General features: G+C 70.4%; 24 protein-coding genes. 6 read left to right on the forward strand and 18 right to left on the reverse strand.

Annotation, left to right across the window (positions count from 1 at the left end):
- Positions 1-89: 89 nt before the first annotated feature.
- From Q392_RS10885 to sucC, 9 genes are all read right to left on the reverse strand, one after another.
- Positions 90-1385 carry a type II toxin-antitoxin system HipA family toxin gene (locus tag Q392_RS10885; RefSeq protein ID WP_038206401.1) on the reverse strand — a complete coding sequence of 432 codons (1296 nt, stop codon included), beginning with the start codon at positions 1383-1385 and terminating at the stop codon, positions 90-92.
- Complete coding sequence (locus Q392_RS10890) at positions 1385-1714, reverse strand: helix-turn-helix domain-containing protein (RefSeq protein ID WP_245610695.1); 330 nt, start codon at positions 1712-1714, stop codon at positions 1385-1387. Before Q392_RS10890 ends, Q392_RS10885 begins: the two co-directional genes overlap by 1 nt.
- A 103-nt stretch (positions 1715-1817) precedes the next feature.
- Entirely contained in the window at positions 1818-2633 is an 816-nt protein-coding gene (locus Q392_RS10895; RefSeq protein ID WP_038206404.1) for an MBL fold metallo-hydrolase, read from the reverse strand.
- 40 nt (positions 2634-2673) lie between these two features.
- Positions 2674-4938: a CHASE2 domain-containing protein gene (locus Q392_RS10900; protein WP_038206411.1), complete on the reverse strand. Its 2265-nt coding sequence runs from the start codon at positions 4936-4938 to the stop codon at positions 2674-2676.
- 9 nt (positions 4939-4947) lie between these two features.
- Positions 4948-5607, reverse strand: a complete 660-nt coding sequence (locus tag Q392_RS10905) for an FHA domain-containing protein (protein ID WP_038206414.1) — start codon at positions 5605-5607, stop codon at positions 4948-4950.
- Positions 5608-5681: 74 nt separating this feature from the next.
- Positions 5682-6479 (reverse strand): Stp1/IreP family PP2C-type Ser/Thr phosphatase, encoded by a 798-nt coding sequence (locus Q392_RS10910; RefSeq protein WP_051953278.1) that lies wholly within the window; start codon positions 6477-6479, stop codon positions 5682-5684.
- A 23-nt stretch (positions 6480-6502) separates the two neighbouring features.
- Positions 6503-7186: a TerC family protein gene (locus tag Q392_RS10915; RefSeq protein ID WP_038206429.1), complete on the reverse strand. Its 684-nt coding sequence runs from the start codon at positions 7184-7186 to the stop codon at positions 6503-6505.
- 107 nt (positions 7187-7293) lie between these two features.
- Positions 7294-8187: a succinate--CoA ligase subunit alpha gene (sucD, locus tag Q392_RS10920; RefSeq protein WP_038206431.1), complete on the reverse strand. Its 894-nt coding sequence runs from the start codon at positions 8185-8187 to the stop codon at positions 7294-7296.
- Between the two features lie 13 nt (positions 8188-8200).
- Positions 8201-9361 (reverse strand): ADP-forming succinate--CoA ligase subunit beta, encoded by a 1161-nt coding sequence (gene sucC, locus Q392_RS10925; protein WP_038206432.1) that lies wholly within the window; start codon positions 9359-9361, stop codon positions 8201-8203.
- A gap of 195 nt (positions 9362-9556) precedes the next feature.
- Between sucC and argC the strand changes: the two genes are divergently transcribed.
- Positions 9557-10480 carry an N-acetyl-gamma-glutamyl-phosphate reductase gene (argC, locus tag Q392_RS10930; protein ID WP_038206433.1) on the forward strand — a complete coding sequence of 308 codons (924 nt, stop codon included), beginning with the start codon at positions 9557-9559 and terminating at the stop codon, positions 10478-10480.
- Between the two features lie 28 nt (positions 10481-10508).
- Here argC and Q392_RS10935 read toward each other — a convergent pair whose 3' ends face one another.
- The gene (locus Q392_RS10935; RefSeq protein WP_038206435.1) at positions 10509-10823 is read right to left on the reverse strand and encodes a hypothetical protein; all 315 of its coding nucleotides are present in this window, start codon (positions 10821-10823) and stop codon (positions 10509-10511) included.
- Between the two features lie 228 nt (positions 10824-11051).
- On the opposite strand from Q392_RS10935, the gene Q392_RS10940 reads away from it, so the two are divergent.
- Positions 11052-11489: a hypothetical protein gene (locus Q392_RS10940; RefSeq protein WP_038206437.1), complete on the forward strand. Its 438-nt coding sequence runs from the start codon at positions 11052-11054 to the stop codon at positions 11487-11489.
- An 18-nt stretch (positions 11490-11507) separates the two neighbouring features.
- On the opposite strand, the gene Q392_RS10945 is transcribed toward Q392_RS10940, so the two are convergent.
- The 3 genes from Q392_RS10945 to recA form a co-directional block, all read right to left on the reverse strand.
- Entirely contained in the window at positions 11508-12233 is a 726-nt protein-coding gene (locus Q392_RS10945) for a hypothetical protein (protein WP_038206439.1), read from the reverse strand.
- A 164-nt stretch (positions 12234-12397) separates the two neighbouring features.
- On the reverse strand, positions 12398-12856 hold the full coding sequence (gene recX / locus Q392_RS10950; RefSeq protein WP_038206441.1) for a recombination regulator RecX: 459 nt from the start codon (positions 12854-12856) through the stop codon (positions 12398-12400).
- A 16-nt stretch (positions 12857-12872) separates the two neighbouring features.
- Positions 12873-13940, reverse strand: coding sequence for a recombinase RecA (gene recA / locus Q392_RS10955; protein WP_038206592.1), 1068 nt, complete (start codon positions 13938-13940; stop codon positions 12873-12875).
- 143 nt (positions 13941-14083) lie between these two features.
- On the opposite strand from recA, the gene Q392_RS10960 reads away from it, so the two are divergent.
- Genes Q392_RS10960 through Q392_RS10970 form a run of 3 tightly spaced genes read left to right on the forward strand, consistent with a single transcriptional unit; the run spans position 14084 to position 16878 of the window.
- On the forward strand, positions 14084-14554 hold the full coding sequence (locus Q392_RS10960; protein WP_038206442.1) for a MarR family winged helix-turn-helix transcriptional regulator: 471 nt from the start codon (positions 14084-14086) through the stop codon (positions 14552-14554).
- 34 nt (positions 14555-14588) lie between these two features.
- On the forward strand, positions 14589-15269 hold the full coding sequence (locus Q392_RS10965) for a response regulator (RefSeq protein WP_038206445.1): 681 nt from the start codon (positions 14589-14591) through the stop codon (positions 15267-15269).
- 46 nt (positions 15270-15315) lie between these two features.
- A complete protein-coding gene (locus Q392_RS10970) occupies positions 15316-16878 on the forward strand; it encodes a sensor histidine kinase (RefSeq protein WP_038206448.1) in 1563 nt (520 codons plus the stop codon).
- 20 nt (positions 16879-16898) lie between these two features.
- Here Q392_RS10970 and Q392_RS31285 read toward each other — a convergent pair whose 3' ends face one another.
- Genes Q392_RS31285 through Q392_RS10990 form a run of 5 tightly spaced genes read right to left on the reverse strand, consistent with a single transcriptional unit; the run spans position 16899 to position 19385 of the window.
- A complete protein-coding gene (locus Q392_RS31285; protein ID WP_051953280.1) occupies positions 16899-17135 on the reverse strand; it encodes a hypothetical protein in 237 nt (78 codons plus the stop codon).
- Positions 17136-17147: 12 nt separating this feature from the next.
- The gene (locus Q392_RS10980) at positions 17148-17750 is read right to left on the reverse strand and encodes a Fic/DOC family protein (RefSeq protein WP_245610696.1); all 603 of its coding nucleotides are present in this window, start codon (positions 17748-17750) and stop codon (positions 17148-17150) included.
- The gene (locus Q392_RS31885) at positions 17747-17932 is read right to left on the reverse strand and encodes a YhfG family protein (RefSeq protein ID WP_425425176.1); all 186 of its coding nucleotides are present in this window, start codon (positions 17930-17932) and stop codon (positions 17747-17749) included. The genes Q392_RS10980 and Q392_RS31885 overlap by 4 nt, the downstream gene beginning before the upstream one ends.
- Positions 17933-17961: 29 nt before the next feature.
- Complete coding sequence (locus tag Q392_RS10985) at positions 17962-18771, reverse strand: biotin--[acetyl-CoA-carboxylase] ligase (protein WP_051953282.1); 810 nt, start codon at positions 18769-18771, stop codon at positions 17962-17964.
- Entirely contained in the window at positions 18768-19385 is a 618-nt protein-coding gene (locus Q392_RS10990) for an SET domain-containing protein (protein ID WP_038206451.1), read from the reverse strand. Before Q392_RS10990 ends, Q392_RS10985 begins: the two co-directional genes overlap by 4 nt.
- Positions 19386-19488: 103 nt before the next feature.
- Here Q392_RS10990 and Q392_RS10995 point away from each other — a divergent pair, with 103 nt between their 5' ends.
- Positions 19489-22437 (forward strand): DNA topoisomerase III, encoded by a 2949-nt coding sequence (locus Q392_RS10995; protein WP_038206454.1) that lies wholly within the window; start codon positions 19489-19491, stop codon positions 22435-22437.
- Positions 22438-22478: the final 41 nt, after the last annotated feature.

Raw genomic sequence — 22478 nt, forward strand, 5'->3', positions numbered from 1 at the left:
ATAGCATTCTGCTTTCATTCTGCAGAAATGCAATGTTTTCGTAGCAATCGCGTCCACTTCGGTTTTTCATTCATATGGGCGCAGGCTGCTCACCGCCCCAGCAGCGCAGCGGCCGCCTTCATCTGGTCATGCTCGAAGGCGGGTGCGAATTCGCTCAACTCGGCCGGCGACAGGCCAACCTCGGAATCGAGTGCCGCGCGCCGCCAGTCCGCCACCGCGGCATGCACCTCACCCAGAACGGCCAGGGCCTGCTTCGGGCTCAGCGAGAAATAGGCTGCGCGGGCCAGCAGCATCTGCACGTCGGTGATCGGACCGTCCTGCTCGGACAGCCAGGTTTTCGATTCCCGCTCCTTGTCTGGAAAGGGGTTGATGTCGAAGGCCGGGGCCAGCCGCCACAACCCGTGCCTGACATGCAGAAAGCCGTGGTTCTGCAGGTGGTCGTCCACGTTGGTGATCAGGAGGTTGAACACCAGGCGGCGCCAGAGTTGGCGTACGTCGCGGGTGGGCGATTCGCCGTGGGCGCGGATGGCGTCGGCGATCTCCGTGTAGCTGCGGTCTTCCTCGCGGGAAGCCTGCAGCAGGGATGCGGCCGACTGGTAGGGAATGCGGCCCTCGGCGCCATCGCGGTCGAAGCGGCGAATGACGGCCACCGGCGTGCCCGCCAGGGACACGGCTCGCGCAGTCGCGGCGTCGATGCCCGCCCGGGCGGCCAGCTTCAGCGCAAGGACTTCACCGCGGGTGACGCTGCGCGTGTCGCCGACACTTGGAAACTTGCCGATGGCGAGCCAGCCGTCTTCATCTACCACGGTGCACTTGGGCCGCATGCCGCCGAGCGAAGTGCCCTTGCCTTGCAGGTAGCGCAAGTCTTCGGCCGTCTCCTGTCCGCGCTCGACGGCGCGGCTGGCCTGGTAGATGCGCTCCAGCTCGATCAGCGGGGGCGTGCTGCGCCGGCCCTCGAACGTCGTGCGGTGCCATGGTCCGTCCGGGTCCCGCAAGCGCAACGCGCCAACGCGGCTGAAATCGTCGACCGCAAGCAGGTAGTCCAGTTCGCAGAGGGCGGGCAGCCGTGGATCCGCCTTGCGCAGTCTGGCGTGGTCGCGCGCGATGACGCGCCGACCCCAGGCGTCCGGCGCTGTATCGGCGATGGCGCCGTGAAACACCGAGTCGTGCGGCGATGCCGCCTTGTGCGGCTGATGGCCCGGCAGCAGTCGCAGATCGGCAGAGACATTGAAGCGTGCCTGCTGGGCCAGCCAGTCCGCGTCGTAGGCGAAGGCGCAGTGCTCGCGGCGGCCTTGCCGGGCATAGGCAAGCGAGCCGACCAGCATCCCTGCCTTGCCGATGCAGACCTGGACCTGGCGGCGAACCACTGGCGCAGCGCCGGCCATCACAGCGCCCCCGAACGGCCATCGCGCTTGCTGCTGCGCACGCGCTTGGGCACCTGCTCATCCATCAGCATCAGGCCAATGTCGTCCTGGGGCGTGTCCAGCAGCTTCTCCAGGGCCTGGATTTCGCCGAAGACGTGCAGGGCGCGGGCATAGAAGTGGATGGGCACCCGCATGTCGCCTTTTTCCATGCGGCGCACGGTGGACACGGATGCACCCATGCGTTCGGCCAGCGAGGCCTGGGAGATATGGCGGCGCCGACGCGCCAGGGAGATGTCGCCGCCGAGCTTGCGGACGGCTCGCTCCACCGGCAGGGGGACGAGGGTATTCACATTGAAGTCTCCCATCAGGGCGACAACACCCGTTAAAAACTCCGTTGAGAGTGATTATAGGGTGCTGCGTCGGGGCTGCCCCTCCGCGCCGCCTCGAGGGCAATCAGAGCGTCAGCACCTCATCCGCCCGCAGCCACTGGATGACCCGGTCATCCTTGTGGGCCGGCCGCCGCAGCGTGGCGGTGCCGGCCAGGCGGTTGATCTGGCTCATGATCTCCTCCGTCTCGGCCGGCTTGGTGTGGGTGATGTAGATGGGGTAGTCGCTGTGGGGGGAGATGTGCGCCAGCTCGGCCGCCAGCGACGAGGGCGACAGGTGCAGGCTGCGCTGGGCCAGGGCCATTTCGCGGTCGCTGAAGGCGGTCTCGATGACGAGGGCGGCGACGTCCAGGGCGTTCACGCGCTCCCAGAAGGGAGCGTTGCGCTCGGTGTCGCCGCTGTAGACCCAGTGCCGGCCGCCGGCGGCGGGGCGCACGGCGAAGCCGCAGGCGGGCACGGTGTGCACGGCGGGCAGGACCTCGATGTCCTTCAGGCTGCGGCTGCCCAGGCGCAGGGTCTGGCCGACGGCGAAGTCGTGAAAGCTGACGAAAGGCGCTTCCTGGCTGGGGATGCGGCCGAAATCGGGCCAGATGACGTTGTTGAAGACATGGGCGCGCAGGGCCTCGATGGTGGCGCGCAGGGCGTGCACGCGCAACGGGCCGCGGCGGCGGCTGGCCACGGCGTCGATCATCAGCGGCAGGGCGGCGACGTGGTCGAGGTGCGAATGGGTGAGCACGACGTCGTCGATGCCGGCCATTTCGTCCAGGGTGAGGTCGCCCACGCCGGTGCCGGCATCGACGAGCAGGTCGCCGTCGACCAGGAAGGAGGTGGTGCGGCACCCCTTGGCAATGGCGCCGGAGCACCCCAGTACGCGGACCTGCATGAAAGTGTGTGGACGGGTGTGGCGGGGGCGGGAAGGGGCTTCACTTGCGCTCGAAGCGGGTGGCCCCGTCCCAGTCGGTGTCGGGAGGCTGCAAGCGGATGGAGGCTAAGCGGTCAGCATAAGCCCGGTAAAGGACTTTTTTCTCATGCGCCGCGCGCAGGGGGCGCAGCAGTTCCTCGGCCTCGCTCCAGCGGCGCGCCTCGTAGGCGTGCAGCACGGCCTGCCACTGGCGCAGTTCGTCGGCCAGGGCGGGAGCAGCAGCGGCAGCGCCCGGGGCCAGGGGGGTGAAGATGCCGACGCCGCGCTCCTTGCCCTTGACCTTGACGCGGTCGAGCTCCTGCCACAAGTAAGCGCCAGCCAGTTCACGGGTGCGCTCGCCGGCCACGATCTCGACGCCGTAGTGCTCGCCCAGACCTTCCAGGCGCGCGGCGAGGTTGACCGCGTCGCCGATGACGGTGTAGCTGCGGCGCCGGGCGGAGCCCATGTCGCCCACGCTCATGACGCCGGTGTTCAGGCCGATGCCGACGCTGATGCCGGGCAGGCCGGCGGCACGGTGCTCGGCGTCGAGGGCCTGCACGGCGGCGGCCATCTCCAGCGCCGCGGCCACGGCCAGGGCAGCGTGGTCGGGCTGCTCGACGGGGGCGCCCCAGAAGGCCATGACGCAGTCGCCCATGTACTTGTCGACGGTGCCGTCATGGCGGCCGATGACTTCGGTGAGCCGGCTGAAGACGCGGTTGAGCAGGGCCTGCAACTCGGCCGGCGCCATGTGCTCGGCCATGGAGGTGAAGCCGCGCATGTCGCAGAAGAGCACGGTGAGTTCCTTGCTCTCGGCGTGCATGCCGTAGCGGCCCGGGTTGCTCAGCATGCGGGTGACGAGCTGGGGCGGCACGTAGGTGCCGAACAGCCGGGCCAGGCCGCGCCGGGCGCGCGCCTCGACGAAGTAGCCCCAGGCCATGTTGAGGGTGAAGGCCAGGGCGATCATGGCCAGCGCCGCGGCCTGCGGCATCACCAGCCCGTGGCGCAGGTGCAGCAGGTGGCTGGCGCCGAGCACGGCGGCGGCGGCCAGCGCAGCCAGGCCGGCGGCGGGCAGCGCGGGCAGCAGGGTCAGGCCCACGGCCAGGCCGGCGCCCAGCAGCAGGACGAGCGCGGCCTCGTAGCCGTGCACATCGGCCGGCACGGAAAGGAAGCGCCGGTCCAGCAGGCCGGAGACGACGCTGGCGTGGATCTCGACGCCGGGGTAGCCGGCGCCGACCGGCGTGGTGCGCAGGTCCTGCAGGCCGGGGGCGGAGGCGCCGACGAGCGCGATGCGGCCGGCCAGTTCGCCCGGCGCCAGCCGACCGTCCAGCACGTCGGCGGCAGAGACGTAGCGGAAGGCGCCGCCGCGCGGGCCGGCCGCGCCGCGGTAGGGCACGAGCATGCTGGCGCTCGGGTCGACGGGCAACGCGAGGGCGTCGCCCGCCGCCGGGGCGAGCACGAGCGATGCGAGCCGCGCGCCGGAAGCGCCGGCCGAGAAGCGCAGCACCGGCGCCGGCGCCTGCACGGCGCGCCGGTAGACGGCCAGGGCGAGCGATTCGTAGTAGCCGGCTGCGCCGCCGGCGCCGGCGTAGCGCGCCAGCATCGGCACGGCGCGCACGACGCCGTCGTCGTCTTCGTCGACGAAGAAGTTGAGAAAACCGGCCGGCGCCGCCTCGGCCAGCACGGGGATGCTGGCGCCGAAGCTGTGCCAGCGGGCGATGCCGGCCGCTTCCTGTGCATCGGCCTGCGGAGGCAGCACGGGCACGGGCAGCCGCCCGGCCGACGGTGCGGCGCCGGCGGGCGTGAAATAGAAGCCCAGCACCGCGGGCGGGCCGGCCAGCGCGCGGGCGAAGGCAGCGTCGTGGTCCTGCGCGGCGGCCAGGCGGTCGATCTCGGTGCGCAGGCCGGCATCGGCTGCGGCGGCCGGCAGCGTGCGCAGTTCGCGCAGCAGTTCCTCGCCGGCCTTGCGGTCGGGCTCGGTGAACATGATGTCGAAGCCGAGGGCGGCCACGCGCTGGCGGCCGGTGAGTTCGGTGGCCAGGCGGGCCAGCAGGTCGCGGCGCCAGGGCCACTGGCCGACGCGCTGGAGGCTGGCGTCGTCGATGTCGACGATGACGATGCGCGGGTCGGGCGTGCCGGGCATGGTGGCGCGCACGCGCGCGTCGTAAATCCAGGCGTCGAGCCGGTCCAGCAGGGGCAGGCGCCACACGCCGGCCACGTGCAGCAGCGCCAGCAGGACGGGGACCAGGGTGGCCGCCACGCGCGGCCCGTGGCCGGCCAGCAGCCTCATCGGCAGGCGTCAGCCGTGGACGAACTGCATGCGCGTGCCGCCCAGTTCGAGCACGTCGCCGTCCTGCAGGGCGACGGCTTCGGTGCCGAGCGCCTCGCCGTTGAGCGTGGTGCCGCCGTCGACGGGCGCGACGACGTAGCCGTGCAGGCGCCGGGTGATGGCGGCCACCGCCACGCCGGGCTTGCCGATGGTGGTGACGACCTTCTGCAGCGAGACCTCGCGCCCGGCGCCGGAGCCGCTGAGCACGCGGATGACGGCCTGGGCGCCGAGGCCGCCCAGCGGCATGGGCGCGGTGACGCCGACCGACAGCGGGACGGGCGCGGTGGCCGGCACCAGGCCGGCGGCTGCCGGCCGGGGCGGCTCGGCGCCGGCCGGGCCGCCGTTGACGGCCAGGTAGCGGATCTTGTACTTGCCGACCTCGATGACGTCGTTGTGCTCCAGGGCCTGCCTGCGGATGGCGCGCGCGTTGACGTAGGTGCCGTTGGTGCTGTTGAGGTCTTCGAGGTAGACATCGTTGCCGATCATGTGCAGCACGGCGTGCTCGCCGCTGACGGCGAGATTGTCGATGACGATGTCGTTGTACGGCCGACGGCCGAGCGTGGTGCGCTCCTTGGCGAGCGACACCTCCTTGAGGACGACTCCGTCAATGGCAACCACCAGTTTCGGCATGGCCGATCTCCTGAACGCGAGATTGTTGTTCTGCGCCACCCCGGCGTGGGGGGAGTCCGTCCACTCACGGCGCGCTACGCTGCCAATGCCACCGGGTTGGCGCGGGCCAGCACGACGGAGACGTTGTCCCGGCCTCCATTTTCATTGGCTATTGAAACCAAAAGTGTTGCTTTCTGGGCCAACGCGATATCTTGTAACAAAAGTGTGAAAAGCTGCGCGTCCGGAACCATCTCGCTCAGGCCGTCGGAGCACAGCAGGAAAAGGTCGTCGGGCTCGGCCGGGTGCTCGTTCATCTCCAGCTCGACCTGCGGCTCGATGCCGAGGGCGCGGGTGACGAGGTTGCGGTGCGGCGACACGGCGGCCTGCTCGGGGGTGATGGCGCCCGCGTCGAGTTGCGCCTGCAGCAGCGAGTGGTCGCGGGTGAGCAGCTGGAGCTGCCCGCGCCGCAGCCGGTAGCAGCGCGAGTCGCCGATGTGGCCGACCAGCACCCGCCCCGGGCCGAAGGCGGCGACCACCAGGGTGGTGCCCATGCCGCGCAGCTGCTCGTTGCCGGCGCTGGCCTCGTAGATCGCGCGGTTGGCCTCGTCGGTGCTGGCCTGCAGGGCGCGCCGCATGGTGCGCACCGGCGCCGCGTGGCCGGCATGCGCCAGCCAGCGGCCGAAGCTGGCCTGCAGCAGCGCGATGGCCATGCCGCTGGCCACCTCGCCGCCGTTGTAGCCGCCCATGCCGTCGGCCAGCACGGCCAGGCCGAGGGCCGGGTCGAAGGCGATGGCGTCTTCGTTGTTGGCCCTCACTTTCCCCGCATCCGTCAGCGCCGCGAATTCCCAGGCGAGGGGCACAGGGCGGGCGGGCGCATCGGCGGCAGGGGGCATGGAGCGGACAGGGTATCAGGCGCTCAGGCAGGAGACGCGGATGATCGCCGATTCATCCACTTGCCGACCAGCACCACGAGCACGGCGCCGGCGGCGGCGGCGGCATGCAGCAGCCAGGGCTGGGCCGCGACCACCTCGTGCAGCGAGACGTCGCTGGCGATGGTCTCGCCGCCCACCCAGCCGATGAGGGCGGCGCCGAGCATGACGATGATGGGGAAGCGCTCCATCAGCTTGATCATGAGCGTGCTGCCGAAGACCACCAGCGGGATGCTGATGGCCAGGCCCAGCACCAGCAGCACCATGCTGCCCTGCGCGGCAGCGGCGACGGCGATGACGTTGTCCAGGCTCATGACCAGGTCGGCAATCAGGATGGTGCGCACGGCCGCCATCATGCCGCCGACTTCCTTGCCCTCGCCGCCTTCCTCGTCCTCGTCGCCCAGCAGCTGCACGCCGATCCACAGCAGCAGCAGGCCGCCGACGATCTCCAGGTAGGGCAGCGCGAGCAGCTTGGCCGCGACGATGGTGAGCACCACCCGCAGCACCACGGCCGCGCCGGAGCCGAACAGGATGGCCTTCTTCTGCTGCTCGGGCGGCAGGGCGCGGGCGGCCAGGGCGATGACGACGGCGTTGTCGCCGGACAGGATGATGTTGATCCAGACGATCTTGACCAGACCGATCCAGAAGTCGGCGCTTTGCAGCAATTCCATGTTGATATCTCCACGTTGTTATGAATGGAAAGGGCGCCCGCAACGGTCATCGCGGGCGCCCTTTCGTTTATGTGGCTTGAGGTGTTTCGCGTCGTGTGCGACGCGGATCAGATCAGCGACTTGAGCAGCTTGCCCATCTCCGACGGGTTGCGCGTGACCTTGAAGCCGCACTCTTCCATGATGGCGAGCTTGGCATCGGCCGTGTCGGCGCCGCCGCTGATGAGCGCGCCGGCGTGGCCCATGCGCTTGCCCGGAGGCGCGGTGACGCCGGCGATGAAGCCGACCACGGGCTTCTTCATGTTGTCCTTGCACCAGCGGGCGGCGTCGGCCTCGTCGGGGCCGCCGATCTCGCCGATCATGATGACGGCGTCGGTCTCGGGGTCGTCGTTGAAGGCCTGCATCACGTCGATGTGCTTCAGGCCGTTGATCGGGTCGCCGCCGATGCCCACGGCGCTCGACTGGCCGATGCCCAGCTCGGTGAGCTGCGCCACGGCTTCATAGGTCAGCGTGCCGGAGCGGCTGACCACGCCGACGCGGCCCTTCTTGTGGATGTGGCCGGGCATGATGCCGATCTTGATCTCGTCGGGCGTGATCAGGCCGGGGCAGTTGGGGCCGAGCAGCAGCGTCTTCTTGCCGCCCTTGGCTTCCTTGGCCTTCATCCGGTTGCGCACTTCGAGCATGTCCTTGACCGGGATGCCTTCGGTGATGCAGATGGCCAGGTCCAGGTCGGCTTCCACCGCTTCCCAGATGGCGGCGGCGGCGCCGGCCGGCGGCACGTAGATCACGCTCACGGTGGCGCCCGTCTGCTGGGCGGCTTCCTTCACCGACGCGTAGATCGGGATGTTGAAGATCGACTCGCCGGCCTTCTTCGGGTTCACGCCGGCCACGAAGCAGTTCTTGCCGTTGGCGTATTCCTGGCACTTCTCGGTGTGGAACTGGCCGGTCTTGCCCGTGATGCCCTGGGTGATGACCTTGGTGTCCTTGTTGATGTAGATCGACATGGCTTGCGGTTCCTTACTTGACGGCTTCGACGATCTTGGTGGCCGCTTCGGCCATGGTGTCGGCACTGATGATGGGCAGGCCCGACTCGGCCAGCATCTTCTTGCCCAGTTCCTCGTTGGTGCCCTTCATGCGCACGACCAGCGGCACCGACAGCTGCACCGCCTTGCTCGCGGTGATGACGCCGGTGGCGATGGTGTCGCACTTCATGATGCCGCCGAAGATGTTGACCAGGATGCCCTTGACCTTGGGGTTCTTGAGCATGATCTTGAAGGCCTCGGTCACCTTCTCGGGGGTGGCGCCGCCGCCCACGTCGAGGAAGTTGGCCGGCTCGCCGCCGAACAGCTTGATGGTGTCCATGGTCGCCATCGCCAGGCCGGCGCCGTTGACCAGGCAGCCGATGTTGCCGTCCAGGCTGATGTAGGCCAGGTCGAACTTGCTGGCCTCGATCTCGGCCGGGTCCTCTTCATCCAGGTCGCGCAGGGCGACGATCTCCGGATGGCGGAACAGCGCGTTGGCGTCGAAGTTGAACTTGGCGTCCAGCGCGATGATGTTGCCCTTGCTGTCGCGGTTGAGCGGGTTGATCTCGACCAGCGAGGCGTCCGTCTCCATGTAGCAGGTGTAGAGCTTCTTGCACACGTCGACGAACTGCGCCTCGGAGTCGGCCGGCAGGGCGATGCCCTTGGCCAGTTCCTTGCCCTGCGCGTCGGTGAAGCCGACCAGCGGATCGACGAAGACCTTGACGATCTTCTCGGGCGTGCTGTGGGCCACTTCCTCGATGTCCATGCCGCCTTCGCTGGAGGCGATGAAGGCCACCTTCTGCGTGGCGCGGTCGGTCACGACGGAGAGGTAGTACTCCTTCTGGATGTCGGCGCCTTCCTCGATGTACAGGCGGCGCACCTTCTGGCCCTCGGGGCCGGTCTGGTGCGTGACCAGCTGCATGCCGAGGATGTCGGTGGCGCGGGCCTTGACGTCGTCGATGGTCTTGGCGACCTTGACGCCGCCGCCCTTGCCACGGCCGCCGGCATGGATCTGCGCCTTGACGACCCACACCGGTCCGCCGAGCTTCTGGGCGGCCTCGACGGCCTCCTGCACGGTGAAGGCGGGGATGCCGCGGGGCACAGGCACGCCGAACTTGGCAAGGATTTCCTTGCCCTGGTACTCGTGAATCTTCATGGAAGGAGTCTCTCGAAACGGAGTTGGAAGTGCTGTTGTCCGCGGGCGACGGCAGCCTGCCGGCTGGGGCGGCGGAGCAATCATCGACTGTATCATGGGGAGCCGCGCGCCCTCTGGGCCGCCCATGTGGTCAATACGTAGTTTCCGCGTGTCGCGCGGACACCGCACCCTTCCCCGAGTCAGAGGCTTCGCACCATGCCCAAGGTCTTCATCGACGGCGAGGCCGGCACCACCGGCCTGCAGATCCGCGAGCGGCTCGCGCTGATGCCGCAGATCGAACTCGTGAGCATCGCGCCCGAGTTGCGCAAGGACGCCTCCGCCAAGCGCGACCTGATGGCCGGCGTCGATCTGGTCATCCTGTGCCTGCACGACGACGCGGCGCGCGAGTCGGTGGCGCTGATCGACGGGCTGGGTGAGCGCAGGCCGCGCATCATCGATGCCTCCACCGCGCACCGCGTGGCGCCGGGCTGGGTCTACGGCTTTCCCGAACTGGCGGCCGGCCAGGCCGAGGCGGTGCAGGCCGCCGACCGGGTGGCCAACCCCGGCTGCTACGCCACCGGCGCCATCGCCATCGTGCGGCCGCTGGTCGACGCCGGGCTGCTGCCGGCGGACCTGCCCATCGCGCTGCCCTCGGTGAGCGGCTACTCGGGCGGCGGGCGCACCATGATCGAGGCCTACGAGGCCGGCGCCGCGCCGCCGTTCGAGACCTACGCGCTGGGGCTGAAGCACAAGCACATCCCCGAGATCATGAACTACACCGGCCTGGCGACGCGGCCGGTGTTCATTCCCTCGGTGGGCAATTTCCGGCAGGGCATGCTGGTCAACCTGCCGCTGCATCTCGATGCGCTGCCCGGCAAACCGCAGGCGGCCGACCTGCACGACGCGCTGGCCGCGCACTACGCGAAGAGCAACACCCCGGCGCAGTACGTGAAGGTGCTGCCGCCCACGGAGGACGGCAAGCTCGACCCGCTGGCGCTGAACGACACCAACACGCTGGAGATCCGCGTCTTTCCGAACGAGGACCACCGGCATGCCGTGGTGATCGCCCGCCTGGACAACCTGGGCAAGGGCGCGAGCGGCGCGGCGGTGCAGAACCTGGAACTGATGCTGGGCCTCTGAGGCCCGCCGCGCCGCGGCGGCCGTTCGGTCAGTACGCCATGCTGCGCGCCAGCGCCAGCATGGCGATCGACGTCAGGGCCGTCCCGCCGATCTGCAGCAGCCGGCCGAGCAGCCGCCGCGGCCTCTCTGCCGCCAGGGGGCCTGTACGGCCGGCGCGCCCCAGGACAGCCAGGGCCCATGGATCGCGCGCCGTCAGCCGCAGGCCCCAGCGGTTCATCAGCCAGCCCGCCGCCACCGTCAGCGCACAGCCGGCCGCCCCGAGATCCCGCATCAGGCCATAGAACCCGTCGAGGCGGCGCCAGGCCGACAGGGACAAGAGCAGCAGGCAGTCCCAGGCTTCCATGGGCGGATCGCTGGCGGGACAGGTCAGCCGCGGCGCCTCGCCGGCACAGCGCCTGCGGCAGCCGGCGCGCCATGTCCCGGCAGGCGTTCACTCCACCCTGAACCCATGCTCCCTTTCTCTGCCTTCCCTGGCTGGCGCCCGAGGCGCGCGCAGATTCTGGGAGTCACTGAACCGAAAGTCAATTTTTGACGACTGACTTTCAGTGGCAATACCGGAACCATCGCCGGGATGACTGCCGCCCAGGAACGCGATGCCTTCAGCCGGCGCCTGCGCGCCTCGCTGGACCGCGCGGGCTGGAGGATGCTGGGCGCCACCGCGCTGGCGCGCGAGTTCAACCGGCGCAGCGCAGGCCAGCCGGTGACGGCGCACGCGACCCGCAAGTGGCTGCAGGGCGAGGCGATCCCGGCGCAGGACAACCTGCAGGCCCTGGCGCACTGGCTCGAAGTGTCGGCGCAATGGCTGCGCTTCGGCGAGCCGCAGCCGCTCGCGCCCAGCGGCGCCGCACCGCCACCCACGGCCTCGGAAGCGCTGCCGGTGCCTTATGGACCGGAGCGCGCGGCCCGGCTGGCGGCCGACTTCGCGCGGCTGAGCGCCGAGCAGCAGCGCGTCATCGAGGAGCTGATCGGCGTCCTGCTGAAGAAGCACGCAGCGCCGGAAGGCGGCTAGCGCCTTTCAGCGGCCGGTTCAGGCGGTCAGCCACAGGCCCACGGCCAGCAGCACCGCATGCGCCGCCAGGGCGAGCAGCAGCGGTCGGCGCGACGGCTCGGCCATGTCGTGCAGGGCCTCGCCCACGCGGCGCCCGATCAGGGCCCGCAGCGCCGGGTCCTGCCCCGCCTCGGCGGCCGATGTATCCGCTGCGGCGCGCCCGGCCTGCCAATCGGCCAGCAGGTCCGACAGCGGCAGCCGCGCGATGAGGAAGCCGGCCAGCATGCGCGGCATCCGGCCCTGGCCGAGCACTGGTGCCAATTGCTGGCTCAGGGCGTCCACCGACAGCCAGTCGGCCGTGCGCTGCAGGGCGCCGTGCGTGCGCGGCATGGCCTCGATGCGGCCGGCGATGGCGTCTGCGGCCCGCGCGGCCACCGCGTCGCCGTGCGCCGACACCACCCGCTGCAGCGCGCGGCCCCGTGCGTAGGCGATGCCGATGTGTGCGTACACCCCGATGAACAGAACCAGCAGCAGCGCCACCAGCGTCGGCGGCGAGAACAGCAGCGCCACCACCGCGCCCGCACCGCCGGCCCGGGCCGCCGGCATGCCGGGGCCGCTCAGCCGGGTGAGATAGAAGAAGAACGCCCCGCCGCCCAGGAGGAAGGCGAGGGCCAGGCCCTGGACGGTGTGCCAGACGAAGGTGGCACCCGCCCGGGCGCCGGTGCGCCATGCCGATGCGGGCGCGGCGGTCGTGTCGCGGGCCATGCGCCGTCAGCCGTGGCGGCGTTGCGCGGCGCGGATGCGCCGGGCCGACGAGCCGGGCGCCGCGCCCGCCCGCTTCCTGCAGAACTTGTCCATGTCGTCCTCCCTGCCCGCTTGTTGAAAACGGCCGGGAGTATAGGAAGCAGGGCACGGCCTGCCGCCGGAGTTCAGGCCACGTCGTCCGGATCGTGCCGCAGCACCCGCGCCACCACGGCGCCGGCGAAGCCCCGCCCCATCAGGAAGCGGGCCTGGCGCGCGCGCTCGGCCGCGTCGCGCGGCAGCACGCCGCCGAAGCGCCGCTGCCAGACCTGCCGGGCACGCTCGAACTCCGTGGCCTGGAGTCCGTCCACCGCCTCGGCGACGGCCTGGGTACCGATGCCCTTGGCCTGCAGTTCCTGCCGCACCCGGGCCGCGCCCAGGCGGGCGGCGCGCTGGTGCAGCACCGACTGCACGACGCGCCCCTCGTCGATGAAGCCGCGCGCCTGCAGCTCGTCGAGCGCCTGGGCCAGCGTGCCGGGCTCGTCCTCGTGCACCGCGAGCTTGCGCTCCAGCTCGGCGCGCGAGTGCTCGCGCTGGCTCAGCAGGCGCAGCGCGCGGCCCTTGAGCGACGGTGCCTGGAAGCCCATCGGCCCGCAGCGGGACTCAGGCTTCCTCGCCCGCCGCCGCGCCGGCCGGCCGCAGCGGGATGCCCAGCGATTCCCGCACCTTGTTCTCAATTTCCAACGCCAGATCCGGGTTCTCGCGCAGGAACTCGCGCGCGTTGTCGCGGCCCTGGCCGATCTTCTCGCCGTTGTAGGCGTACCAGGCGCCGGACTTGTCGACGATGCGGGCGTTGACGCCCATGTCGATGATCTCGCCCTCGCGGCTGATGCCCTCGCCGAAGAGGATGTCGAACTCGGCCGTCTTGAACGGCGGCGAGACCTTGTTCTTCACCACCTTCACCTTGGTTTCGTTGCCGATCGCCTCGTCGCCCTTCTTGATGGTGCCGATGCGGCGGATGTCCAGGCGCACGGAGGCGTAGAACTTCAGCGCGTTGCCGCCGGTGGTGGTCTCGGGGCTGCCGAACATCACGCCGATCTTCATGCGGATCTGGTTGATGAAGATGACCATGCAGTTGGTCTTCTTGATCGTCGCCGTGAGCTTGCGCAGCGCCTGGCTCATCAGGCGCGCCTGCAGGCCGGGCAGCGAGTCGCCCATCTCGCCCTCGATTTCGGCCTTGGGCGTGAGCGCGGCGACCGAGTCGATCACGATCAGGTCCACGGCGCCGGAGCGCACCAGCGAGTCGGTGATTTCGAGGGCCTGCTCGCCGGTGTCGGGCTGGCTGATGAGCAGGTCCTGCAGGTTCACGCCGAGCTTCTGGGCGTACTGCGTGTCCAGCGCGTGCTCGGCGTCGACGAAGGCGCAGGTGCCGCCCTGCTTCTGCATGTTGGCGATCACCTGCAGCGTGAGCGTGGTCTTGCCGGAGCTTTCCGGGCCGTAGATCTCGACCACCCGGCCGCGCGGCAGGCCGCCGACGCCCAGCGCGATGTCCAGGCCCAGCGAGCCGGTGGAGACGGTCTGGATGTCCTCGATGGCCTCGCCCTCGCCCAGGCGCATGATCGTGCCCTTGCCGAACTGCTTCTCGATCTGGGCCAGCGCGGCCTGCAGGGCCTTGGCCTTCTCGCTGTCTGCACCACTGGCCACCTTGGCTCCCTTGACGACGGCATCCATGAACATCTCCTTGAAGAACAACGGGTTGAAACTCGGACTGCACCCGCTGTGGTTGATGACAGGCTGGATGCTTGACCAGTAGTGTAGGGGTCGATACTTTTTCGTAAAGCCTGTTTTTGGTCAGTCTGACTTACTATCGAGACATGCAGGACGATCAGGACGCCTGGCGCCAGACCCACCTGGGCCGGCTGCTGGGCGAGGCGATGCGGCGCTTCGACGCGCGCGTGCTCGAGCTGATGGCGCACGACGCGGAGGTGCCGCTGGCGCTGTCGAACCTGGCGGCGCGCCAGCAGGTGAGCGCGGCGCACATCCACATCACCCGGCACCTGGCGCGCGGCGGCTCGCGCCTGACGGAACTGGCCGAGGCGGCGGGCATGAGCAAGCAGGCGATGGGCGCGCTGGTGGACCAGTGCGAGGCCTGGGGCCTGGTCACGCGCGGACCCGACCCGCTGGACGCGCGGGCGCGGCGCGTGGTCTTCACCGCCGACGGACTGGCCTGGCTGGAGGCCTTCCGCCGCTCGGTGGCGCAGGCCGAGGCGGAGTTCCGCGCCGGCGTGGGCGAGGAGGTCGCCACCGTGGTTGCCCTCGGACTGGAAGCGTATTGCGGCTCCTAGAATTTTCGGCATCCTCACCGCCAGCGAGCCTTCCATGCGCATCCTCATCGCCGAAGACGATCACGTGCTGGCCGATGGCCTGCTGCGCACGCTGCGCAGCTCCGGCGCGGCGGTGGACCACGTGGCCAGCGGCGCCGAGGCCGACGCCGCCCTGCTGGCCACCGACGAGTTCGACCTGCTGATCCTCGACCTGGGCCTGCCGCGCCTGCACGGGCTGGAGGTGCTCAAGCGCCTGCGCGGGCGCGGCTCGGCGCTGCCGGTGCTGATCCTCACCGCCGCCGACAGCGTGGAGGAGCGGGTGCAGGGCCTGGACTTCGGCGCCGACGACTACATGGCCAAGCCCTTCTCGCTGCAGGAGCTGGAGGCGCGGGTGCGCGCCCTCACCCGCCGCGGCATGGGCGCCACCAGCAGCACCATCAAGCACGGCCCGCTGGTGTACGACCAGGCCGGGCGCGTGGCCAGCATCGACGGGCGCATGGTGGAGTTGTCGGCGCGCGAGCTGGGCCTGCTCGAGGTGCTGCTGCAGCGCGCCGGGCGCCTGGTCAGCAAGGACCAGTTGGTCGAGCGCCTGTGCGAGTGGGGCGAGGAAGTGAGCCTGAACGCCATCGAGGTCTACATCCACCGCCTGCGCAAGAAGATCGAGAAGGGCCCCATCCGCATCGCCACGGTGCGCGGGCTGGGCTACTGCCTCGAAAAGATCCCCGCCTCGCCTTGAACCCCGACACGGCCGCCCACCCCGCCCCCCGGGCCGGGGCCCGCCCATGAAGCTCTTCCAGCGCGCGCAGAACTCGCTGTTCGGCGAGATCCTCGACTCCCTGCTGGCGCCGGCGCTGCTGATCGTGCTGCTGTCCATCGGCGTGACCTGGCTGGTGGCCCGCGGCATCGCCAACGCGCCCTACGACCGGGCGCTGGCGCACGGCGTGCGCGTGCTGGCGCAGGAGGCGGTGACGGCGCAGCAGCAGGAGCGCGCCTTCGCGCCCACGCCGGCGCTGATGGCGCTGCTGCGCGGCAGCGAGCACGACCAGGCCTGGTACCAGGTGGTCGACGAGGCCGGCCGCCACGTCGCCGGCCATGCCGACCTGCCGCCGCCGCTGAGCGACGCCGCGGCGCCCGGCACCGTCTACATCACCGACGGCCTGCTGGGCGGCCAGGAGGTGCGCATCGCCCAGCTGCGGGTGCCCCTGGGCCGCCCCGGGCAGCCGGCCTTCAACGGGCCGCCGCGCATCGTGCTGGGCGAGGGCAACGCGCCGGAGCCGCTGCCCGCCACCGAGCCGCCGCGCCCCGACGACGGCGCCGGCCCCGCCGCCGGCAAGGGCCGCGCGCTGGTGGTGCAGCTGGCCGAGACGCGCCGCCGCCAGGCCGTGCATGCGGGCGAGATCACCACCGGCGTGCTGCTGCCGCAGTTCGCGCTGCTGCCGCTGGCGGTGATGCTGCTGTGGATCGCGCTGGCGCGCGGCATCAAGCCGCTGTCGGTGGTGGAGGAGCGCATCCGCGAGCGCCGCCCCGACGACCTGAGCCCCATCGACGAGACCACCGTGCCGCTGGAGGTGGCGCCGCTGGTGTCGGCGCTGAACGTGCTGCTGGGCAAGCTGGCCGACTCCATCAACACGCAGAAGCGCTTCCTGGCCGATGCCGCGCACCAGCTCAAGACGCCGCTGGCCGGGCTGCGCATGCAGGCCGACCTGGCGCTGCGTGAGGCGGCCGACGCGCAGGCGCTCAAGCAGTCGCTCAAGCAGATCGGGCGCTCCAGCATCCGCGCCACCCACACCGTCAACCAGCTGCTGGCGCTGGCGCGTGCCGAGGGCGGCAGCGGCGCGCTGGCGCGCCAGCCCTGCGACATGGCGCGCCTGACCATGGAGGTGGTGCGCGAGGCGGTCCCCCGCGCCATGGACCGCGCGCTGGACCTGGGCTACGACGGCGCCGAGCCCGGCACCCGCGGCGTGGAGGTGCTGGGCAACGCCACGCTGCTGCGCGAGCTGATCCGCAACCTGCTGGACAACGCCATCAACTACACGCCCTCCAGCCCCGAGCGGCAGGGCGTGATCACCGCGCGCGTGCTGGCCGACCCCTTCGGCCACGTGCTGCTGCTGCAGGTGGAGGACACCGGCCCGGGCATCGCGGAGGCCGAGCGCGACCTGGTGTTCGAGCCCTTCTACCGCGTGCTGGGCAACGAGGCCGACGGCTCCGGCCTGGGCCTGCCGATCGTGCGCGAGATCGCCGGCCAGCACCGCGCCACCATCACGCTGGAGGACGCGCATCCGGGCATGCAGCCGCCGGGCACGCGGGTGACGGTGCGCTTCGATACCTCGCAGGAAACGGCGTAGGGCGCCGAGGCGCCGCCCGGCTACTGCGGCGCGACGGGCGCGGGCGGTGCCGGGGCGGCCTCGGGCGCGGCGACAGGCGCAGGCGGGGCCGGCACGTCCGGCGCGCCCGGGCGGCCGAGCTGCAGCACCTCCGGCCGCACCTGCTGCTGCAGGCGATGCGGCTCGCGCTCCTGCGCCGCCGGGTCGTCGCCGCGCGACCACCACCAGTAGCCCAGGTTGGCGAGGACCAGCACGGCGAGCAGCAGGCGCAGCAGCATGGGGGCGGATTGTCACTCCGACAGAGGGGCGCCGATGCAGCGGTCGAAGACGGCTTCCATGCGCTCGTAGTCGCACACCACGGCGTCCACGTTGGCCTGCAGCCAAGCTTCGGGCCTCACCTGCCACCAGTCGATCGCATGACCCGCATTGATCACGATCTGCTCGAACAGCAGGCGCAGGGCGCGCCCGTTGCCTTCCCGGAAAGGATGGACCATGTTCAGATCGCCATAGGCGACGGCACATTCCCGGACCAGCGCCGGCCGCGCCAGACCTTCCAGCCAGTTCTTGCCGGCCAATGCGCCGAATATCTTGGCGGCCTCCACCGCGATGCGGGATACATGGCAGAACCGCGTTCCCGATTTGGAGATATCCACCGTCCGCAATTCGCCCGCCCAGTCGTAGACGTCCCCGAACAGCTGGCGATGCAAGGCCTGGAGGGCGTGCAGATCATAGGGTGGCGGTGCGAACTCGATCCTGCTTGCAGCAATGGAAGACAACGCCCGTTCGGCCGCCGCCAACGCGGCTTCGTCCTGCAGGCCCAGGCGGTTGCGCAGCACGCCGGACTGCGGATCGCAGTAGGGATCGGGGCCCGTACCGTACTTGTCCAGGATCAATCCTTGGCGCGCCGCCGAACGCCCGCCTGCTTCAGCACCGCCTCGCGCGTGGGAAGCGGACGCTGACCATCGGCAGGCGTTGTGTCAAAGCCCTCCAGTCGCAGGCTGGCCGCGTAGTTGGACCGCCTCATTCGGGCGAAATGCGCCTTCTTGGATTGCAGGTCGAGAGAAGCTTTCATCATTCGGCACCCGATGACGAGGATGGTCCATTCTAGGAAGTCGGGCCGCCTGCCGGCGGCATGCCGCGCGGCCGGGCGCTCACCTCGGCGCTGGTCACGGCCTGCACGCCGGCGGCCGTGCGCACGAGCAGCTCGCCGCCCGCGCCCACGCCTTCGCACAGGCCGGCGGTGCCGTCGCTGAGCACCACCTCGCGCCCGCGCAGCGCGTCGCGGACCGCGAAGCGGGGCGCCACCGGCGCGAAGCCCGCGCGCTCGAAGCGCAGCACCTCGGCCACCAGCACGGGCGCGATGCGCGCCAGCACGGCGTCCGGCCCGGCACCCGGCCACCACTCGCGCACGGCGGCCGGCGCCGTGCGCAGGCCCTCGGCCGGCCGCCCGGCCAGGTTCAGGCCGATGCCGATGACGACCTGCCGCGCGGTACCGGCGGGGGCGCCCCCCGGCGCGCCGGCCGTCTCGATGAGGATGCCGCCGAGCTTGCGGTCCTGGCGCCACAGGTCGTTGGGCCACTTCAGCTGCACGCGGGCGGCGCCGTCGGCGTCCAGCGACTCGGCCACGCTCACGCCCACGGCCAGCGACAGGCCGGACCAGTCGGCCGGCGCCAGCGGCAGGGACAGCGAGAAGGTGAGCGAATCGCCGGGGGCGCTGTCCCAGCCGCGCCCGACGCGGCCGCGGCCGGCCGTCTGGCGCGCGGCGACCAGCAGCACCGGCGAGGTGTCGCCGGCGCGCGCGCGGCCCATGAGTTCGGTGTTGGTGGAGGCGATCTCGTCCACCCGCTCCACCGCCAGGCCGGGCAGCAGCGCCGCCAGTTGCGCGGACAGCGAGGACAGGGCCGCCGCGCTCACCCGGCAGCCTCTGCCTTGCGGGCCTTCTTCCCGTCCTTCTTCCCGTCCTTCTTCCCGGCCTTTTTCTTCTTGTCCTTGGCCTTGGCCTTCTTCTTTTTCTTCTTCTTCTTCTTTTTCGCGCCGTCCTCGTCGTCGTCCTTCGGCGCGAGCAGCGTGCCGCGGCAGGCGGCAGCGCCGCACCAGCAGGGGAACTCGGCCAGCAGCTTGGGCGTGTAGGGCTCGTCGATGATCAGGCCGTAGTCGTAGCTCAGCTCCTCGCCGGCCTCGATGTTGCGCAGCGCCTTGATGAACACGCGCCCGCCGTCCTCGTCGGCGATGCAGTTCGGGTCGCAGGAGTGGTTGATCCAGCGCGCCGCGTTGCCCTTGACGCCGCCGTCGATCACACGCTCGTCGTCGATGTGGAAGTAGAAGGTGTGGTTGGGCTGCGCCGGGTCGTGCGGGTGGCGGCGCAGGGCTTCCTTCCAGGAGATCACCTCGCCCTTGTATTCGATGACGCGCTCGCCCTCGGCGATGGGCTGCACGGCGAACACGCCGTTGCCGTGCACGGCCGAGCGCCGCGTCTGGATGCGCCGGGCGGGCGAAGCCGACGGCGAGGTGGGGGATTTGCTGGGCATCGCCGAGTTCTGATAGCTTGAATACAGGCACCTGCGCGCACGCACGTGCGTATGTGTGTGCGCGTGCATGCGCGCGAGAGGCGCGAGTATAGAGAGACCCCTGATGACGAAGACTTTGGTGATTGCTGAGAAGCCGTCGGTGGCGCAGGACATCGTGCGCGCGCTCACGCCGGTGAGCGGCAAGTTCGACAAGCACGACGAGCATTTCGAGAACGAGCGGTACGTGGTGACCAGCGCCGTGGGCCACCTGGTGGAGATCCAGGCGCCGGAGCAGTACGACGTCAAGCGCGGCAAGTGGAGCTTCACGCACCTGCCGGTGATCCCGCCGCACTTCGACCTGAAGCCGGTGGACAAGACCAAGACCCGCCTGAACGCGGTGGTGCGGCAGGCCAAGCGCAAGGACGTGACCGAGCTGGTGAACGCCTGCGACGCCGGGCGCGAGGGCGAGCTGATCTTCCGCCTGATCGAGCAGTACGCCGGCGGCGGCAAGCCGCTGGGCAAGCCGGTGCGCCGCCTGTGGCTGCAGTCGATGACGCCGCAGGCCATCCGCGACGGCTTCGCGCAGTTGCGCAGCGAGCAGCAGATGCAGGGCCTGGCCGACGCGGCGCGCTCGCGCTCGGAGGCCGACTGGCTGGTGGGCATCAACGGCACGCGGGCGATGACGGCCTTCAACTCGCGCGACGGCGGCTTCTTCCTCACCACCGTGGGGCGCGTGCAGACGCCCACGCTGTCGATCGTGGTGGAGCGCGAGGAGCAGATCCGCAAGTTCGTCAGCCGCGACTACTGGGAGATCCACGGCAGCTTCCTGGCCGAGGCCGGCAGCTACCCGGGCAAGTGGTTCGACCCGGCCTGGAAGAAGGCCAACGCACCCCTCCTGCCCAGCGGCGACCCGGACCCCGAATGGCGCGCCGACCGCGTGTGGAGCGAAGCCGAGGCGCGCACCATCGCCGACGCGGCGCGCGGCCGGCCGGCCACCGTCACCGAGGAAAGCAAGCCCACCACGCAGGCCTCGCCGCTGCTGTTCGACCTGACCTCGCTGCAGCGCGAGGCCAACAGCCGCTTCGGCTTCTCGGCCAAGACCACGCTCGCGCTGGCGCAGTCGCTCTATGAGCGCCACAAGGCGCTGACCTACCCGCGGACCGATTCGCGCGCGCTGCCCGAGGACTACCTGCCGGTGGTCAAGCAGACGATGGGCATGCTGGCCACGAGCGGCATGAAGCACCTGGCGCCCTTCGCGCAGCAGGCGATCGACGGCAACTACGTCAAGCCGACGAAGCGCGTGTTCGACAACGCCAAGGTGTCGGACCACTTCGCCATCATCCCGACGCTGCAGGCGCCCAGCGGCCTGTCGGACGCCGAGCAGAAGCTGTACGACTTCGTGGTGCGGCGCTTCCTCTCGGTGTTCTTCCCGAGCGCGGAATTCCAGGTGACGACGCGCATCTCCACCGTGGAGCGCGAGGGCAAGAAGTACGCCTTCCGCTCCGACGGCAAGGTGCTGGTCAAGCCGGGCTGGATGGCCATCTACGGCAAGGAGGCCGTGAGCGAGGACGACGAGAAGGACGGCAAGAACCTGGTGCCCGTCAAGCCCGGCGAGCAGGTGCTGGCCGAGTCCGTCGAGCCCAAGGGCCTGCGCACGCGCCCGCCGGCGCGCTATTCCGAAGCCACGCTGCTGGGCGCGATGGAAGGCGCCGGCAAGTTCGTGGAAGACGACGAGCTGCGCGAGGCGATGCAGGAGAAGGGCCTGGGCACGCCGGCCACGCGCGCGGCCATCATCGAAGGCCTCTTGACCGAGAAGTACATGCTGCGCGAGGGCCGCGAGCTGATCCCCACCGCCAAGGCCTTCCAGCTCATGACGCTGCTGCGCGGGCTGCAGGTGGAGGAACTCTCCAGGCCCGAACTGACCGGCGAGTGGGAATACAAGCTCGCGCAGATGGAGAAGGGGCAGCTCAGCCGCGCCGCCTTCATGCGCGAGATCGCCGAGATGACGCAGCACATCGTCAAGAAGGCCAAGGAGTACGACCGCGACACCGTGCCCGGCGACTACGCGACGCTGGCGGCGCCCTGCCCCAACTGCGGCGGCATCGTGAAGGAGAACTACCGCCGCTACGCCTGCACCGGCAAGAGCGGCAGCGGCACGGACGCGTGCGGCTTCTCCTTCACCAAGTCGCCGGCCGGCCGCACCTTCGAGATCGCCGAGGCGGAGCAGTTGGTGGCGACCAAGCACATCGGCCCGCTGGAAGGCTTCCGCTCCAAGGCCGGCTGGCCCTTCGTGGCCGAGATCGACCTGGCCTGGAACGAGGAGGACAAGAACTACAAGCTGGAGTTCGACTTCGGCGACGACAAGGACGACCCGGCCGCGACCGGCGAGATCATCGACTTCGGCGGCCAGCCGAACTACGGGCCGTGCCCCAAGTGCGGCGGCGGCGTGTACGAGCTGGGCGCCAACTACGTGTGCGAGCACTCGGTGCCCACGCCGAAGCACGCCACGCCGAGCTGCGACTTCAAGACCGGCAAGGTGATCCTGCAGCAGCCGGTGGACGAGGCGCAGATCCGCAAGCTGCTGGCCGAGGGCAAGACCGACCTGCTCGACAAGTTCGTCAGCATGCGCACGAGGCGCGCCTTCAAGGCCTTCCTGGCGTGGAACAAGGACGAGGGCAAGGTGACCTTCGAGTTCGAGCCGCGCGAATCCAAGTTCCCGCCGCGCAAGACCTTCGCCCGCGCCGCGCCTGCGGCGGCGAAGAAGGCCGCTGCAAAGAAGGCACCGGCCGCCAAGGCCGCCGCGAAAGCGCCCGCCGCCAAGAAGGCGCCGCGCAAGGCGGCCGCCGGCTCGGGCCTGAAGCCCAGCGCGGCGCTGGCGGCCGTGATCGGCGACGAGCCGGTGCTGCGCACCGAGGCCACCAAGAAGCTGTGGGACTACATCAAGGCCCACGGCCTGCAGGACCCCGCGGACAAGCGCAGCATCCGCGCCGACGCCAGGCTGCAGGCGGTGTTCGACAAGCCCAGCGCCACGATGTTCGAGCTGGCCGGCATCCTGGGCCGGCACCTGAGCTGAGGCCGCCCCGCGGCCGGTACGTCTCTTTACAGCGCCGCCCT

Source organism: Xenophilus azovorans DSM 13620 (assembly GCF_000745855.1).
Classification (GTDB): domain Bacteria; phylum Pseudomonadota; class Gammaproteobacteria; order Burkholderiales; family Burkholderiaceae_C; genus Xenophilus; species Xenophilus azovorans.